11 protein-coding genes are annotated in these 16,710 nt (G+C 71.7%); 6 read left to right on the top strand and 5 right to left on the bottom strand.

Annotation, left to right across the window (positions count from 1 at the left end):
* Window positions 1-200: 200 nt before the first annotated feature.
* On the top strand, window positions 201-1,667 hold the full coding sequence (locus BJ965_RS04890) for an amino acid permease (RefSeq protein WP_184907526.1): 1,467 nt from the start codon (window positions 201-203) through the stop codon (window positions 1,665-1,667).
* A 42-nt stretch (window positions 1,668-1,709) separates the two neighbouring features.
* Here the strand turns inward: BJ965_RS04890 and BJ965_RS04885 are convergent, their stop codons facing one another.
* Both BJ965_RS04885 and BJ965_RS04880 read right to left on the bottom strand, forming a co-directional pair.
* Window positions 1,710-2,597 carry an arginase family protein gene (locus BJ965_RS04885; RefSeq protein WP_184907525.1) on the bottom strand — a complete coding sequence of 296 codons (888 nt, stop codon included), beginning with the start codon at window positions 2,595-2,597 and terminating at the stop codon, window positions 1,710-1,712.
* Window positions 2,598-2,809: 212 nt separating this feature from the next.
* On the bottom strand, window positions 2,810-4,312 hold the full coding sequence (locus BJ965_RS04880) for a M1 family metallopeptidase (RefSeq protein WP_184907524.1): 1,503 nt from the start codon (window positions 4,310-4,312) through the stop codon (window positions 2,810-2,812).
* 212 nt (window positions 4,313-4,524) lie between these two features.
* On the opposite strand from BJ965_RS04880, the gene BJ965_RS04875 reads away from it, so the two are divergent.
* From BJ965_RS04875 to BJ965_RS04865, 3 genes are all read left to right on the top strand, one after another.
* Window positions 4,525-6,480, top strand: coding sequence for a Xaa-Pro dipeptidyl-peptidase (locus BJ965_RS04875; protein WP_184907523.1), 1,956 nt, complete (start codon window positions 4,525-4,527; stop codon window positions 6,478-6,480).
* A complete protein-coding gene (locus BJ965_RS04870) occupies window positions 6,477-7,751 on the top strand; it encodes a M14 family metallopeptidase (RefSeq protein WP_184907522.1) in 1,275 nt (424 codons plus the stop codon). Before BJ965_RS04875 ends, BJ965_RS04870 begins: the two co-directional genes overlap by 4 nt.
* Before the next feature lie 85 nt (window positions 7,752-7,836).
* A complete protein-coding gene (locus tag BJ965_RS04865) occupies window positions 7,837-9,561 on the top strand; it encodes a BCCT family transporter (RefSeq protein ID WP_184907521.1) in 1,725 nt (574 codons plus the stop codon).
* A 286-nt stretch (window positions 9,562-9,847) separates the two neighbouring features.
* On the opposite strand, the gene BJ965_RS04860 is transcribed toward BJ965_RS04865, so the two are convergent.
* Window positions 9,848-10,798 carry an NAD(P)/FAD-dependent oxidoreductase gene (locus BJ965_RS04860; protein ID WP_184907520.1) on the bottom strand — a complete coding sequence of 317 codons (951 nt, stop codon included), beginning with the start codon at window positions 10,796-10,798 and terminating at the stop codon, window positions 9,848-9,850.
* Between the two features lie 66 nt (window positions 10,799-10,864).
* Between BJ965_RS04860 and BJ965_RS04855 the strand changes: the two genes are divergently transcribed.
* The gene (locus BJ965_RS04855) at window positions 10,865-11,887 is read left to right on the top strand and encodes an oxidoreductase (protein WP_184907519.1); all 1,023 of its coding nucleotides are present in this window, start codon (window positions 10,865-10,867) and stop codon (window positions 11,885-11,887) included.
* A gap of 29 nt (window positions 11,888-11,916) precedes the next feature.
* A complete protein-coding gene (locus BJ965_RS04850; RefSeq protein WP_184907518.1) occupies window positions 11,917-13,557 on the top strand; it encodes an ABC-F family ATP-binding cassette domain-containing protein in 1,641 nt (546 codons plus the stop codon).
* Here the strand turns inward: BJ965_RS04850 and BJ965_RS04845 are convergent.
* Both BJ965_RS04845 and BJ965_RS04840 read right to left on the bottom strand, forming a co-directional pair.
* A complete protein-coding gene (locus BJ965_RS04845; protein ID WP_184907517.1) occupies window positions 13,554-14,102 on the bottom strand; it encodes a putative glycolipid-binding domain-containing protein in 549 nt (182 codons plus the stop codon). The genes BJ965_RS04850 and BJ965_RS04845 overlap by 4 nt on opposite strands.
* Window positions 14,103-14,215: 113 nt before the next feature.
* Window positions 14,216-16,615, bottom strand: coding sequence for a Tex family protein (locus tag BJ965_RS04840; RefSeq protein WP_184907516.1), 2,400 nt, complete (start codon window positions 16,613-16,615; stop codon window positions 14,216-14,218).
* Between the last annotated feature and the right edge of the window lie 95 nt (window positions 16,616-16,710).

Here is a 16,710-nt window from a genome sequence, read left to right as displayed (position 1 = left end):
TCACCAGTGCTGTGAAACCTCCGGCGCCGAACGTGAAGGCCCTGTGAGAAGTAGCGCTCTGTGACGTGTGCCATCGCGTGAGCCGCGCAGGGCGGGGGAAGGTGGCCCCTTGGTCTGTGCCCTGACAGAGGGCCCAGACCTTATGTACGTCCGGAAGCCGAGCGCGACCCGCTCGGGCGCACCAAAGAAGTGGATCCACCGTGAGCAAGGACGCCGTGAACACGGCTGCGGCCACGCCGCGTACCGATGCGGCCGCAGTGCCCGCGGACGCGGGCGACGCCGGCTACAGCAAGGACCTCAAGGCCCGCCACGTCAACATGATCGCCATCGGAGGCGCGATCGGCACCGGACTCTTCCTGGGCGCGGGCGGCCGCCTCCACAACGCGGGCCCGGCGCTGGCGATCGCCTACCTGGTCTGCGGCATCTTCGCCTTCTTCGTGGTCCGGGCCCTCGGCGAGCTCGTGCTCTACCGCCCCTCCTCGGGCTCCTTCGTGTCGTACGCGCGCGAGTTCCTCGGCGAGAAGGGCGCGTACATCGCCGGCTGGATGTACTTCCTGAACTGGTCGACCACCGGCATCGCCGACATCACCGCGATCGCGCTCTACACGCACTACTGGAGCCTGTTCACCGACATCCCGCAGTGGGTGCTGGCCCTGGTCGCCCTCGCGGTGGTCCTGGCCGTGAACCTGATCTCGGTGAAGATCTTCGGCGAGATGGAGTTCTGGTTCGCGATCATCAAGGTCGCCACGCTCGTCGGGTTCATGCTCATCGGCATCTTCCTGCTCGCCACGCAGCACGAGGTGGGCGGCCAGACGCCGGGCCTGGGCGTCATCACCGACAACGGCGGCGTCTTCCCGCACGGCATGATGCCCGTCGTCCTGGTCATGCAGGGCGTGATCTTCGCCTACGCCGCGCTGGAGCTGGTCGGTGTCGCCGCGGGCGAGACCGCCGAGCCGGAGAAGGTCGTCCCGCGCGCGGTGAACTCGATCATGTGGCGGGTGGGCCTCTTCTACGTGGGCTCGGTCGTCCTGCTCGCCCTCCTTCTCCCCGGCTCGGTCTACTCGGCCGACCAGAGCCCCTTCGTCACGGTCCTGTCGAAGATCGGCGTCCCGGCCGCGGGCGACGTGATGAACCTGGTGGTCCTGACGGCCGCCATGTCCTCCCTCAACTCCGGCCTCTACTCCACGGGCCGCATCCTGCGGTCCATGGCGATGGCGGGCTCCGCCCCGAAGTTCACCGCGCGCATGAACCGCAGCCAGGTCCCCTACGGCGGCATCCTGCTGACCTGCGGGGTGTGTGTGCTCGGCGTCGGCCTGAACTTCCTCGTTCCGGCCCAGGCCTTCGAGATCGTGCTGAACGTGGCCTCCCTCGGCATCATCAGCACCTGGGTGATCATCATGGTCTGCCACCTGGTCTTCGTCCGCCGCGCCAAGGCCGGCGAGGTCACCCGCCCCTCCTTCCGCCTCCCCTTCAGCCCGGTCACGGAGATCACCACGATCGCCTTCCTGCTGGCCTGCCTCGGCATGATGTGGAACGACCCCGAGGTCGGCCGCAAGACCCTCCTCCTCATCCCGCTGATCGCGGCCATGCTGGTCGCGGGCTGGTTCGGCGTCCGGCGCCGGGTCTCCCGGACGGCGGACCAGGAGCTGTCGCGGCTGACGAAGTAGCGGATCGCGGCCTGTCGGGTCCCGACGCGGAACAGCGGCGGCTCAGCCCTGGCTGTCGAACGCCCTGACCAGGCAGTCGACGAGGCGCTGCGCGAGGGTGCCGTCGGGGTCCAGGCTGGGGTTGAAGATCGCCACGGTGAGGCCCGCCGCCCCGCCGCCCGTCAGCGCCGCGCGCAGGACGGTCTCCAGCTCCTGCCAGGTCAGGCCGTCCGGCTGCCGGTGGTCGACGGCCGGCATGACCGCGTCGTCCAGCACGTCGACGTCGAGATGGATCCAGTACCCGGCGCCCGTGCCGTCACCGGTCAGCACCCGGACGGCGCGCCGGGCCGCCTCGGCAGCCCCCAGGGCGCGCACCGTGTGCAGTTCCATCGCGTGCAGCGCGGGCGGCAGCGGCTGCATCCCGTACCCCGCGGACTCCTCCGCGTCGCGGAACCCCAGGGCGACGACGTCCTCGTCCCGCACGAGCGGGCCCCGGCCCTCCAGGTCGGCCAGCACCCGCGGGCCGCGCCCGGTGGCCAGGGCGAGCTCCATGGAGGCCACCTCGCCGGCGGGCTCCGCCGACGGCTGGTAGAAGTCGGTGTGCCCGTCCAGGAACAGCAGACCGTGCCGGTCCCGGCGGCGCAGTGCCAGCAGGGTGCCGAGCAGCACGCTGCAGTCACCGCCCAGGACGACGGGGAACCGGCCGTGGTCGAGGACATCGCCCACGGTGTCGGCCAGCGCGACGGAGTACCCGGCGATGCCGCCCGGGTTCAGCAGCCCCGTCGCCGGGTCCCGCTCGGAGTCGTACGGGGGCGGCTCGACCCGGCCCGCGCGCCGCGCCCCGAGCCCCTCGGCCAGCCCTGCCCCGAGGAGCGCCGCGGGCAGGTCCTCGACCCCCGTGGGGCGCAGCCCGAGCACGGAGGGTGCCTCGACGACCGCCAGCTTCCGCACGTCCGGCTCCCTCGTCAGCGGCCTCGCCCTCACACGCCACGGCGTATGGGCCCACCGTAGAGGGCGGGGTCGCGTTCGGCAGGCCGGGCGTCACCCTGACGGGGCAGCACATCGACGCCGTCTTCGCGCTGGAGACCGCCCGCAGCAGGGGCGCGCCGGACCGCCCCCTGCGGCGGGCTCCCCGTCGGCGGGGCGCGCACGGTCCGCGGATGTCAGTGCCCGTGCACCCCGTTGGTTGCCGCGATCCGCTTCCACGACCTGGGCTGGGACACGCTCTCGGCCCCCTTGGCCCCCTTCGCCACCGCCGCGGCCCGGGCCGCCGACACCCCCGGCTTCGACGGCTGGAACAGCCACGTGTCGAAGAGCGCGGCCAGCGGCTTGCCCGAGACCTCCTCCGCGTACCGCTGGAAGTCCGCCACGGAGGCGTTGCCGTGGGCGTACTTCGCCGGCCAGCCCTTGAGGATCGCGAAGAACGACTCGTCGCCGATCTTGTTGCGCAGCGCCTGGACGGCCAGGGCGCCACGGTCGTAGACCGCGATGTCGAACTGGTTCTCCGGGCCGGGATCGCCGGGCTTCACCGTCCAGAACGGGTCGTCGGCGGGGTGCGAGGCGTAGACGTGGTCGGCGAGTTCCTGCGCCGTGCCCTCGCCCTCGTGCTCGGACCACAGCCACTGCGCGTACCGGGAGAACCCCTCGTTGATCCAGATGTCCTTCCAGCCCTTGAGCGACACCGCGTCGCCGTACCACTGGTGGGCCAGCTCATGGACGACGATCGACACGTTCGACCCATTGGCGAACTGCCGCGGGCTGTAGAACGGCCGCGTCTGGGTCTCCAGCGCGTACCCGGTGTTCGTGTTCGGCACGTACCCGCCGAGTGCGCTGTAGGGATAGGGCCCGAAGTACCCGGCCAGCCAGTCCGCGATCTCCCCGGTCCGTTCGATGCTCGCCCGCGCCGCCCCGGCGTTCGCGCCGAGATCCTTGCTGTAGGCGTTGAGGACCGGGATGCCGCTCTCGGTCGTGCCGGTCGTGATGTCGAACTTCCCGACCGCGAGCGTGGCGAGGTACGTGGCCTGCGGCTTGTCGGACCGCCAGTTCCAGCGGGTCCAGCCGAGCTTCGAACTCGTCGACCGGAGCGTGCCGTTGGAGATGGCCTGGGTGCCGTCCGGGACCAGCACGGAGACGTCGTAGGTCGCCTTGTCGAGCGGATGGTCGTTGCCGGGGAACCACCACGCCGCCGCCTCGGGCTCGTTCGCCGCGACACCCCCGTCCGGGGTGCGGTGCCAGCTGGTGAAGCCGGAGACCTGCTTCGACGAGGGCACCCCGCGGTAGCGCACGACGACCGTGACGGGCGCGCCCTCGGCCAACGGGGTCTTCGGCGTGATCTCCAGCTCCTGCTCGCCTGAGGCCCGGAACGTCGCCTTCGCCCCGTTGACCCGCACCTCGCCGACGTCCAGCAGGAAGTCCAGGTTGAAGCTCGTCAGGTCCTGCGTGGCGCGGGCCACGAGGGTCGCGGTGCCCTCCAGTTCGTCCGTGGCCGGCTGGTACTTCAGCCGGAGGTCGTAGTGGGAGACGTCGTATCCGCCGTTGCCGTAGGCCGGGTAGTAGGGGTCGCCGATACCCGGCGCGCCGGGGGAGAGGGGGGCGGCCGATGCCGGGATCGCCAGCAGGAGAGAGGCCGCTGCCAGGGCTCCCGGCGCGATGATTCTGCGGTGCACGCAAGGCTCCAAGTCGTAGGGGTCCCGAGGTCTTCCGGGGTCTGTCCGGAGCCTATTGACTCCCTGTGCCCCTGATCATGTCCATGGCCCCCGCTGTCACACGATCGCCATTCGGCCGACATGCGACACCCGCCCCGAAGACCCGCCCCGGACACGCCGGTCCGTCAGCTGCCCTCTTCTGAACAGGAGTTCACCGATGTACCGTCCGGCGCATGCCGAAACGCACGCGCTTCACGACCTGGAGACCGCTCGCGACGGCGGCCACGGCCGCCCTCTTGGCCACCCTGCTCACCCCCGTGGCCGCACAGGCCGCGCCGCGCGGGAGCGAACCCGTCCACTCCTACGAGGACGCCATCCGCGAGGCCGTCTGGGTGGACACCGGTCTCGACGGCGACCGGGACGGAAGGACCGACCGGGTCGCCGTCGACATCGTCCGCCCCCGCGAAACCGCCCGGCAGGGCCGCAAAGTCCCCGTCATCATGGACGCCAGCCCGTACTACTCGTGTTGCGGGCGCGGCAACGAGAGCCAGAAGAAGACCTACGACGTGCAGGGCCGTGTCGCACAGATGCCGCTCTACTACGACAACTACTTCGTCCCGCGCGGTTACGCCTTCGTCGGCGTGGACCTGGCCGGAACCAATCGCTCCGACGGCTGTGTCGACGTCGGCGGCCGCTCCGACGTCCAGTCGGCGAAGGCCGTGGTCGACTGGCTGAACGGCCGCGCGAAGGCCTACACCAGCCGCACCGGCACCACCCGCGCCCAGGCCGGCTGGACCAACGGCCGCACCGGCATGATCGGCAAGAGCTGGGACGGCACCATCGCCAACGGCGTCGCCGCGACCGGCGTCAAGGGCCTGAAGACCATCGTCCCGATCAGCGCCATCTCCTCCTGGTACGACTACTACTTCCAGCAGGGCGCCCCCCTCTACGACTCCGGGCCCGAGTGGCTGTCGGACTACGTCGACAGCCCCGACGCCCGCGCCAAGTGCGCGGCCGTTCAGCGCAAGCTCGTCGACGGCGCGCCGCGCACCGGCGACTGGACCCCGCTGTGGACCGAGCGCGACTACGTGAAGGCCGCGCGCAAGGTCAGGGCGAGCGTCTTCCTGATCCACGGCATGCAGGACCTCAACGTCCGTATGAAGCACGTCGGCCCGTGGTGGGACGCCCTCGCGAAGAACGGCGTCGAGCGCAAGATCTGGCTGTCCCAGACCGGCCACGTCGACCCCTTCGACTTCCGGCGCGGCGCATGGGTCGAGACGCTGCACCGCTGGTTCGACCACGAACTCATGGGCATCGACAACGGCATCGACCGCGAGCCCATGGCCGACATCGAGCGCGCGCCCGGCCGGTGGGACACCTCCCGGGTCTGGCCGCCGAGCGGCACCCGCACCGCCACCCTGCGCCCCGACCGCGGCACCCAGGACGGCGTCGGCACCCTCGGCCTGCACCGCGGTCACGGCACCGCGAGCTTCACCGACGACCCGGAGCGGAGCGAGACCGACTGGGCCGCGCGGATCGACCGGCCCACACCCGAGAAGGCCGGATTCACCACCCGGACGCTCACCCGCGACCTGCGCCTGTCCGGCTCCTCCGAGGTCACCGTCACCGCGACGTCCTCCACCCCGACGGCCCACCTCTCCGCCGTCCTCGTGGACCTCGGCCCCGCCACCATCCGCGACTACGCCGACGCGGGCGAAGGCATCACCACCCTCACCGACCGCACCTGCTGGGGCCCGAGCACCCCCGCGGACAGCTCCTGCTTCAAGGAGACGAAGGCGAAGACCGCCGACGTCGACTACACGGTCGTCAGCCGCGGCTGGGCCGACCTCGGCAACCACGCCTCCGACCACAAGGGCTCCCCGCTCACCCCGGGCAAGCGCTACACGATCACTCTCGACCTGGCGGCGACCGACCATGTCGTCCCCAAGGGCCACCGCCTGGCGCTGATCGTCGCGGGCACCGACCAGGGCCTCATCGACCCTCCCGCCGACAAGCCGAGGCTCACGCTCGACCTCTCCCGCACCTCGGCGCGCGTCCCGTTCACCGGCGGAGCCGCCGCCTTCGCCCGCGCCACCACGGGCGCCGCCACCGCCACCCCCGACGCCACGCTCCTGGACGGCGTTCGGGAACCGCGCACCACCCACCGTGTCCCGGAGGCGAGCCAGTGATCCGTGCAGGCGCCCTGATAGCGACCACCGCGGCCCTCACGGCCTCCCTGGTCGCCGCACCGGCCCAAGCGGCCGGCGACACCCCGCCCCGCACCGGCTTCGAGCAGTCGAACGGCGCCCGCTGGACCACCCAGCCCGAGGAGCAGGACTTCCTCGATGCCGTCGACCGGGCCAGTGGCCGCGTCTCCCTGGCCCGCTTCGGCACGACCGAGCAGGACCGCCCGCTCCGGCTCGTGCGGATCGGCAACCGCCCGAGCCACAACAAGGTGCTGCTCGTGTGCAGCCAGCACGGCGACGAACCCTCCGGCCGCGAGGCCTGCCTGACCACCGTCCGCGACCTCGCGTACGCCCGCGACAGCCGCACCCGGCGCTTCCTGGACCGCACCACGGTCCTGGTCGTGCCCACCGCCAACCCGGACGGCCGGGCCGCGAACACGCGCGGCAACAGCGACGGCGTCGACATCAACCGCGACCACCTCGCCCTGAAGACCGCCGAGGGGCGCGCCCTGGCCGCCGTCATCCGCGACCAGCGCCCCGACATCGTCTACGACCTGCACGAGTACGGCTCCACCCCCAAGTACTACGACAAGGACCTCTTCGACCTGTGGCCGCGCAACCTCAACACCCACGAGGCGGTCCACGACGAGGCGCGGACCCTGTCCGAGGCGTACGTCCGCCCCGCCGCCGAGCGGGCCGGCCACTCGACCGGCACCTACGGCATCTGGACCGACCCGGAGACCGGTGAGCCGGTCAAGCAGGTCGCCGGAGACGGACAGGAGCGCATTCTGCGCAACATGTCCGGGGTGAAGCACTCCGTCGGACTGCTCATCGAGAGCCGGGTGGACCCGCTCACCGACGCGGAGAAGGCGGACCCGGCCCTGAACAACCGGCGCCGGGTGACCTCTCAACTCGATGCCCTCAAGGGCATGTTCGGCTACACCGACCGGCGCCGCGCCCGGATCGAGTCGGCGACGGCCCGGGCCCGTCTCGCGGGCTGGGCCGCCTCCGGCCCGGTCTACACCGGCGGCGCCGACAACGACCCGCCCGAATCGTCCGAAATCATCCCCAACCCGCCCTGCGGCTACCGGCTCACCGCCGCCCAGTACGCCGAGGTGGGCGATGAACTCGCACTGCACGGAATACGCGCGCGCGAGGACGGCGAAGGCGTGCTCGTGCCCCTGCGCCAGCCCCTGCGGGCACTCGTGCCACTGCTGCTGGACGACCGGGCCGAGTACCACCTGACAGGAGGTTCATACGAAACCGCATGTTGAGAGGGGTGAAATTCCGCCACACGTGGTAGCAGCGTTTACGGAGGACCTGCATCCTCCTCCGCTGTCCCGATGAAAGGTTCCGCCTGTGACGCAAGAACGACCAAGCGACAAGGACTCCCCGGAGGGAGCTGCGCTGCCGGGGTCGGAAGCGGGCCTGCCCGGTCAGGACCGGCCGCAGACCGACCGCATCGTCTTCGGCGTCACGGCGGTGCTCACCCTCGCCTTCGTGGTCTGGGGCGCCACCGCGACCGACTCGCTCGAAGACGTCTCCACCACGATGCTCGGCGGGCTGATGCACAACGGCGGCTGGGCGTTCATGCTCGCCGCCTCCGGTTTCGTCGTCTTCGCCCTCTGGCTCGCGATCAGCCGCTACGGACGTATCCACCTCGGCGCGGAGGGTGAGGAGCCCGAGTTCCGCACCGTGTCCTGGGTGGCGATGATGTTCAGCGCCGGCATGGGCATCGGCCTGATGTTCTACGGCGTGAGCGAGCCGCTCTCGCACTACGGCACGCCCCCGCCGGGATCCGACCCGGCCGACTCCGGCGAACGCATGGAGACGGCCATGGCCACCACCCTGTTCCACTGGACGCTCCACCCCTGGGCGATCTACGCGGTGGTCGGCCTCGCCATCGCCTACAGCACCTTCCGCAGGCGGCGCCGGCAGACCATCAGTGCCGTCTTCACCCCGCTCATCGGCAGGAAGAACGCCAACGGCGGCATCGGCCGGGCCATCGACATCCTCGCGATCATCGCGACCGTCTTCGGCTCCGCCGCCTCCCTCGGCCTCGGCGCGCTCCAGATCGGCTCCGGTGTCCAGGAGCTGAAGTGGATGGACGAGGTGAGCACCGGGCTGCTCGTCACGATCATCGCGGTGCTGACCCTGGCCTTCGTCGCGTCCGCCATCTCCGGTGTGGAGAAGGGCATCCAGTGGCTGTCCAACACCAACATGGTGCTGGCGCTGATCCTCGCCCTGTTCGTGTTCGTGGCGGGCCCGACCATCATCGTCCTCGACCTGCTGCCCACCTCCGTCTTCGCCTACCTCGGCGACCTGCCCCAGCTGGCCGGCCGCACCGAGGCGAGCGGCGGCGAGGGCGTGGCCGACTGGCTGAGCAGCTGGACGGTCTTCTACTGGGCGTGGTGGATCTCCTGGACGCCGTTCGTGGGCATGTTCATCGCCCGCATCAGCCGGGGCCGCACGATCCGGCAGTTCGTCGGCGGTGTCATCCTCGTGCCCAGCACGGTCAGCCTGATCTGGTTCGCGATCTTCGGCGGCTCGGCCATGAAGATGCAGGAGGAGGGGCAGCTCGGCAAGGAGGCGACCCCGGAGGGCCAGCTCTTCGGCGTGCTCCAGCAGTTCCCCGTCGCCACCGCCACGAGCCTGCTCGTGATGGTCCTCGTCGGCATCTTCTTCGTCTCGGGCGCCGACGCGGCCTCGATCGTCATGGGCACCCTGTCGCAGAAGGGCGCGCTCGAACCGGGCCGGTTCGTCGTGGTGTTCTGGGGTGTGGTCACCGGCGCGGTGGCCGCGATCATGCTGCTCGTCGGCAGCGGCCAGGGCGACGCCCTGACCGGTCTGCAGAACCTCACGATCCTCGCGGCAGCCCCGTTCGTCATCGTGATGATCTTCATGTGCGTCGCCCTGATGCGCGACCTTCGCCGTGACCCGGTGATCGTGCGCGAGCAGATGGGTTCCGAGGCCGTCGAGATGGCCGTCATGGAAGGCCACAAGAAGTACGACGGCGAGTTCGAGTTCCGCGTCGGCCCGGGCCGCGGCCCGGACGTCGAGGGAGACCCGATCGGCAAGCACTGATCCGAACGGCGTGGGGCGGCCCGGGTTCCAGGAACCCGGGCCGCCCTCGCGCCTCGGTCGGCGGCTCGCGGCTGGGCCTGCGGCTCGTGTCTCGGCCTTCTTGGTCTGGGGCTCGTGCTTGATCCAGAGGCTCGGGCCCGGGTCGGCGGCTTGCGCCCGAGCCAGAGGCTCGCGTCTCGGCCTGTGGCTACCGCCCGGGTCTGCGGCCCGTTTCCCGGCCGCCCCCCGGGTCTCGGCCGGCGCCCCGCCTCGGCCGGCGCCCCGCGCTCGGCCCGCGTCGCCCGCCTCAGCCCGAGACCAGCCGCGCGGCCTCCTCCGCGCACCCCCAGGCCACGGTGACGCCCGCGCCGCCGTGGCCGTAGTTGTGCACCAGGAGCCGCCCGTCCGGCAGCGTGTCGCGCTCCAGCCGGACCGCCGGCCGGGTGGGCCGCAGCCCCACCCGGTGCCCCAGCACACGGGCCCCGGCGATCTCCGGCCTGAGCGCCGCACAGCGGCGGATGATCGCCTCGGCCGTCGCGGGGTCGGGCTCCGGCGACCACGCGTCCTCCTCGGACGTACCGCCGAGGACGAGCCCGCCCGGCTGCGGGAACAGATACGCGTGCTCTCCCGCCGCGTCGGTGGTGACCAGCCAGGTGTCGATCCCCGGGTTCTCCACGACGACCAACTGACCGCGCACGGGCCGCACGGAGGGGTCCGGCACGAGTTCCCGCGCGGCGAGCCCCGTGCAGTTGACCACGACCGGCGCGTCCACCTCCGCGAAGGCGGACACCGTACGCGTCTCGACCACGCCGCCCGCGGCGACGAACCGCTCCCGCAGCCACGGCAGATGGGCCGGCATGTCGAGGAGCGGCAGCCGTGCCCGGACGCCCGCACCCGCGTACTCGCCGGCCGTGGACGCCCGCAGCCCCGGCACCCGGCCCGCCAGCCACCCGTCGACCTCGTCGAGGCCGGTCTCGCCCAGTACCCCTTCGACCATGCGTACGCCGGCCGGTTCGGCCCGCGCCGCCAGGTCCTCGTACACCTGCAGGGACCGCAGCGCCCACGCGCGCGCCGTCGCGACCGGCTCGATCCGGTACGGCCACCACAGAGCGCCCGCGACGGCGGAGGTGGTCGCCTCGACGGCGTCCCGCGTCCACACCCGCACCGACCGGCCCCGCTCCGCGAGGACCAAGGCCGTCGTCAGCCCGACCACCCCGCCGCCGACCACCACGATCTCGCCACTCGACTCACTCGCCATGCCCGGACCGTAGCGGAATGTGTCATGCCGTGCTCACATCACGCGCAGTGTGGGAATACTCACCGTATGTGTGCCGAGTACGCGACCTTCGGCCTGGCTCCCGCGATGCGGGCCGGGGGAGTCCTCCATGACGGTGGTTACCAGGTCCACCGGGACTTCGTGGACTTCATCGTCGACGGACGTCCGCTGCTGTTCCAGCTCTCCGACCTCGACGCGGTCTCCCCGCTCGCGTCCGACGTCCCGCCCGCGATCTTCACCGCGCAGGTCCGCAGTCTGCTCCTGGAGAGCCCGGCCCCATTACCGGGCGGCCGGTACGTCGTCTACGGCTGCCCCGAGTGCGAGGACCTGGCCTGCGGCGCCGTCACCGCCGTCATCCAGGGCGACGGTGAGGACGTCATCTGGCGGGACTTCGCCTGGCAGACCGACGACCACGCCGACCTGGAGCGCAACGGCTATCACGGCATCGGCCCCTTCCGCTTCCGCGGCGCCGAGTACCGGACGGCACTGAGCGCCCTGCTGAACGGCTCCGCGCCCGACCCGCGGCGCCGCGTCCTGCTGATCGGCGCCCGCGTCGCCGTCCTCGCCAAGCTCGCCGCGGCCCTGCGCACCATCGGAGTCGGCGCCGACATCGCCCATGACGCCGACGGCGTACCCGCCGAGGAACTCCGCGGCTACGGCGCCGTCGCCTTCGGCCACGCGGCCGGCGAGCGGGAACGTGCCGCCGTCCGCCGCGCCTTCGAACGCGCCGGGGTCCCGGTCGCCCACGTCGACGGCCTCGCCCCGATCGTCCCGCTCCTCGTCGCCCAGATCGAACACGCCCTGGACCGGAGCCCGGCCGACCGGCGCCGCCTCACCGGCCTCACCGCGACCGACGCCGGCGCGGACGTCGAGGTCACCTCCGCCTGCCGCGTCACCCTCACCGCGTACCGTCTCGACCGGCTCTCCCGCCCCCACAGCCACGAGATCTTCGACGGCGTCCTCGACACGGGCCGCCACCGCGTCGCCCTCGACGCGAAGGCCATCAGGGGCCGGTCGTACGTCGTGGCACGCACCTCCGGAAGCGTCCTGGTGACTGCCGTGAACCACTGAACGGCCCGGCCGTTAGGATCGGCGCTCTGATGACTGCCACCCTCGTCGCCAAGAACCTCGCCGCCGGCCACGGTGACCGCTCCCTGTTCACCGGACTCGACCTCGTCGTCGCGCCCGGCGACGTGATCGGCCTGGTCGGGGCCAACGGCGCGGGCAAGTCCACCCTGCTCAGGATGCTCGCCGGACTCACCGCGCCCGAGCAGGGCGATCTGCGCCTGTCCCCGCCGGCCGCCGCCGTCGGCCACCTCCCGCAGGAGCCGGACCGTCGCCCGGGTGAGACCGTCCGGGCGTTCCTGGCCCGCCGCACCGGTGTCGAAGAGGCCCAGCGGGCCATGGACGAGGCCACCCAGGCCCTGGTCGACGGGGCACCCGGTGCCGACGACGCCTACGCCACCAGCCTTGAGCGCTGGCTCGGCCTCGGCGGCGCCGATCTCGACGAACGCGCCGAGGAGGTGGCCGACGGCCTCGGTCTCGCCGTAGGCCTGGACCAGCCGATGACGTCCCTGTCCGGCGGCCAGGCGGCCCGCGCGGGTCTCGCCTCCCTGCTCCTGTCCCGCTACGACGTCTTCCTCCTCGACGAGCCCACCAACGACCTCGACCTCGACGGCCTGGAGCGCCTCGAACGCTTCGTGAGCGGTCTGCGCGCCGGCACGGTGGTCGTCAGCCACGACCGTGAGTTCCTCACCCGCACCGTCACCAAGGTCCTCGAACTCGACCTGGCCCAGCGGCAGATCAACCTCTTCGGCGGCGGCTACGAGGCGTACCTGGAGGAGCGGGAGGTCGCACGCCGGCACGCCCGCGACGAGTTCGAGGAGTACGCCGACAAGAAGACGGCCCTCCAGGACCGGGCGCAGATGCAGCGCTCCTGGATGGACAAGGGCGTGAAGAACGCCCGCCGCAAGGCGAACAACGACAACGACAAGATCGGCCGCAAGTTCCGCAGCGAGGCCAGCGAGAAGCAGGCGGCGAAGGCGCGCCAGACCCAGCGCATGATCGAGCGCCTCGACGTCGTCGACGAGCCCCGCAAGGAGTGGGAGCTGCGCATGGAGATCGCGTCGGCCCCGCGCTCGGGCGCCGTCGTCGCGACCCTGCGGGACGCCGAGGTGCGCCGCGACGGCTTCGTCCTCGGCCCCGTCTCCCTGCAGATCGACTGGGCGGACCGGGTGGCGGTGACCGGCGCGAACGGCGCCGGCAAGTCCACGCTGCTCGCCGCCCTCCTCGGCCGCGTCCCGCTGGACGCCGGGCACGCCGTGCTCGGCTCGGGCGTCCTGCTCGGCGAGGTCGACCAGGCCCGCAAGCTGTTCCACGGCGAGGAGTCCCTGCTCGACGCCTTCCGCGCGGCCGTCCCGGACACCGAACCGGTCGAGATCCGCACCCTCCTGGCCAAGTTCGGTCTCAAGACGGACCACGTCCTGCGCCCCGCGGGAAGCCTCTCCCCGGGCGAGCGCACCCGGGCCGCCCTGGCGCTGCTCCAGGGCCGGGGCGTCAACCTCCTGGTCCTCGACGAGCCGACCAACCACCTCGACCTGCCCGCCATCGAGCAACTGGAGTCCGCCCTCGACGCCTACGAGGGCACGCTCCTGCTGGTCACCCACGACCGCCGGATGCTGGACGCGGTGCACGTCACCCGCCGCCTGGAGGTGGCGGACGGCAAGGTGACGGAGCGCTAACGGGCCGTCAGGCGCGTGGCCAACCGCGGGTAGTCGACGACGTACCCCTCGTCGTCGAACTCCAGGTCGCTGCGGAAGTCACCGGAGACGTAACGGACCCGTCCGGGTGCGAGATGCGTGTACGTCTGCCGCGACGGCCGCACCGCCAGATCCGGCACCGACACCCAGGCCATCAGGAACTCCCGCTCGCCGGGCTCCCGATGGAACCCGTGCCGCAGCACCGGCATGGTGTTGGTGAGCGGGCACAGCCCGAGGTCGCAGTCGAGCGCCCCGTCGACAGCGGGCAGTGGCTCGCCGTTCGCGGTCCAGCGACCCTGCCCGTCGTGGAGCAGATCGAGCGCGCGGGTCCCGGCCTCGGCCTCCGCCGTGACAGTCAACCGCCTGGTCACGAATCCTTCTGCGGTCTCCAGCTCATAGGAGATCCAGTACGGCTCCGGAACGGTACCGACGGCCCGCCCGCGCGCCCGCAGCACGCCTTCTCCGCGCTGGACCCAGGCGGTCTCGAACCCATGGCTTCCGGACACTTCCCAGGTGATGGCACGCATTCAGCAACCCTAGAACGGAAAGGGCGCGAAACGCCTCTTTGCCAGGGGCGCGGGGAACTGCGCGACCAGCCACAACGGGCCCGCAGCTCCCCACGGCCTCCCCGACGGAACAGTCAGCGCTTGCCGCCCTTGGGATCCGCCAGTCCCGCGCGGCGCAGCGCATCGGCCATCGCGCTGTTGGCCGGCGGAGGCGCCTGACGCGAACCGCCACCACGGCCACCGCCACCACCACGCCCGCCCTGCCGCTGCTGCGGCGGACGCCCACCCCGCTGCCGACGCTCACCGGAGCCGCCGCCCTGGCCCTGCGAGGCCGCCGCCTCGTCCTCAAGCCGCAGCGTCAGCGAGATCCGCTTGCGCGGGATGTCGACGTCGAGCACCTTCACCTTGACGATGTCCCCGGGCTTCACGACGTCCCGCGGGTCCTTCACGAACGTCTTCGACATCGCGGAGACATGCACCAGACCGTCCTGGTGGACGCCGATGTCGACGAACGCCCCGAACGCGGCGACGTTCGTCACGACGCCCTCCAGGATCATCCCGGACGACAGGTCGGAGATCTTCTCCACGCCCTCCTTGAAGGCGGCCGTCTTGAAGGCCGGGCGCGGGTCGCGGCCGGGCTTCTCCAGCTCCTTCAGGATGTCGGTGACGGTGGGCAGACCGAACGTCTCGTCCACGAAGTCCTCCGGCCTGAGCGAGCGCAGCACCCCGGTGTTGCCGACGAGCGAGGCGACCTCCTGCCCGGCGGTCTTCACCATGCGCCGCACCACCGGGTACGCCTCGGGGTGCACGCTCGACGCGTCCAGCGGGTCGTCGCCGCCGCGGATCCGCAGGAAGCCCGCGCACTGCTCGTACGCCTTCGGGCCGAGCCGTGCCACCTTCTTCAGCTCACCGCGGGCCTTGAACGGTCCGTTCTGGTCCCGGTGCGCCACGATGTTCTCGGCGAGCCCCGAGGTGATGCCGGAGACCCGGGCGAGCAGCGGGGCCGACGCCGTGTTGACGTCCACACCCACGCCGTTCACACAGTCCTCCACCACCGCGTCCAGCGAACGCGACAGCTTCACCTCGGACAGGTCGTGCTGGTACTGGCCGACACCGATCGACTTCGGGTCGATCTTCACCAGCTCGGCCAGCGGGTCCTGGAGCCGGCGGGCGATCGACACGGCGCCGCGCAGCGACACGTCCATGTCGGGCAGCTCCTGCGAGGCGAACGCGGACGCCGAGTACACGGACGCGCCGGCCTCGGACACCATCACCTTCGTGAGCTTCAACTCGGGGTGCTTGGTGATCAGTTCCCCGGCGAGCTTGTCGGTCTCGCGGGAGGCGGTGCCGTTGCCGATGGCGACCAGCTCGACCGCGTGCTCCTTCGCGAGCCGGGCCAGCTTGGCGATGGCCTCGTCCCAGCGGTTGGCCGGGACGTGCGGGTGGATGACGTCCGTGGCGACGACCTTGCCGGTCGCGTCGACCACGGCGACCTTCACTCCCGTACGGAAACCGGGGTCCAGGCCGAGCGTCGCGCGCGTGCCCGCCGGGGCGGCCAGCAGCAGGTCGCGCAGGTTCGCGGCGAAGACCCGCACCGCCTCGTCCTCGGCGGCCGTACGCAGCCGCAGCCGCAGGTCGAGGCCGAGGTGGACGAGGATGCGGGTGCGCCACGCCCAGCGGACCGTGTCCTTCAGCCACTTGTCACCGGGGCGGCCCCGGTCGGCGATGCCGAACTTGTGGGCGACGATCCCCTCGTACGAGGAGGGGCCGTCGGTCTGCTCCTCGGGCTCCAGGACGAGGTCGAGGACCTCTTCCTTCTCGCCGCGCAGCATCGCGAGGATGCGGTGCGAGGGCAGCTCCGTGAACGGCTCGGCGAAGTCGAAGTAGTCGGAGAACTTCGCCCCCGCCTCCTCCTTGCCCTCCCGCACCTTGGCGGCCAGCCGCCCGCGCACCCACATGCGCTCGCGCAGCTCGCCGATCAGGTCGGCGTCCTCCGAGAACCGCTCGGTGAGGATCGCCCGGGCCCCGTCCAGGGCGGCCTGTGGATCGGCGACGCCCTTGTCGGCGTCGACGAACGCGGCGGCCGCGGCGAGGGGATCGACGGACGGATCGCCGAGCAGCCCCTCCGCCAGCGGCTCGAGTCCGGCCTCGCGGGCGATCTGCGCCTTGGTGCGCCGCTTGGGCTTGTACGGGAGGTAGATGTCCTCCAGGCGCGCCTTCGTCTCGGCGCCCCGGATGCTCGCCTCCAGCTCGTCGGTGAGCTTGCCCTGCTCGCGCACCGACTCCAGGATCGCCGCCCGCCGCTCCTCCAGCTCCCGCAGGTAGCGCAGCCGCTCCTCGACGGTGCGCAGCTGCGCGTCGTCGAGCATCTCCGTCGCTTCCTTGCGGTAGCGGGCGATGAAGGGCACCGTAGAACCGCCGTCGAGCAGTTCCACGGCGGCCCTGACCTGCCGCTCCCGTACGCCGAGCTCCTCGGCGATCCTGCCTTCGATGGACACTGCGTTGATGGACCCGATGGACCCGGGTGTCGTCACGATCCCCTACCGCCTTCTCCGCTGAGGTTGCGCGGCAATTGTGGCAGGTGGTGGCGACAGTCGGGGATCAGGGCGGCTCCCGGCAGGTCGGGATC

The organism is Streptomyces luteogriseus (assembly GCF_014205055.1).
GTDB lineage: Bacteria > Actinomycetota > Actinomycetes > Streptomycetales > Streptomycetaceae > Streptomyces > Streptomyces luteogriseus.
The sequence above is the reverse complement of the archived record's forward strand: the minus strand, read 5'-3'. Positions and strand labels throughout refer to the sequence as shown.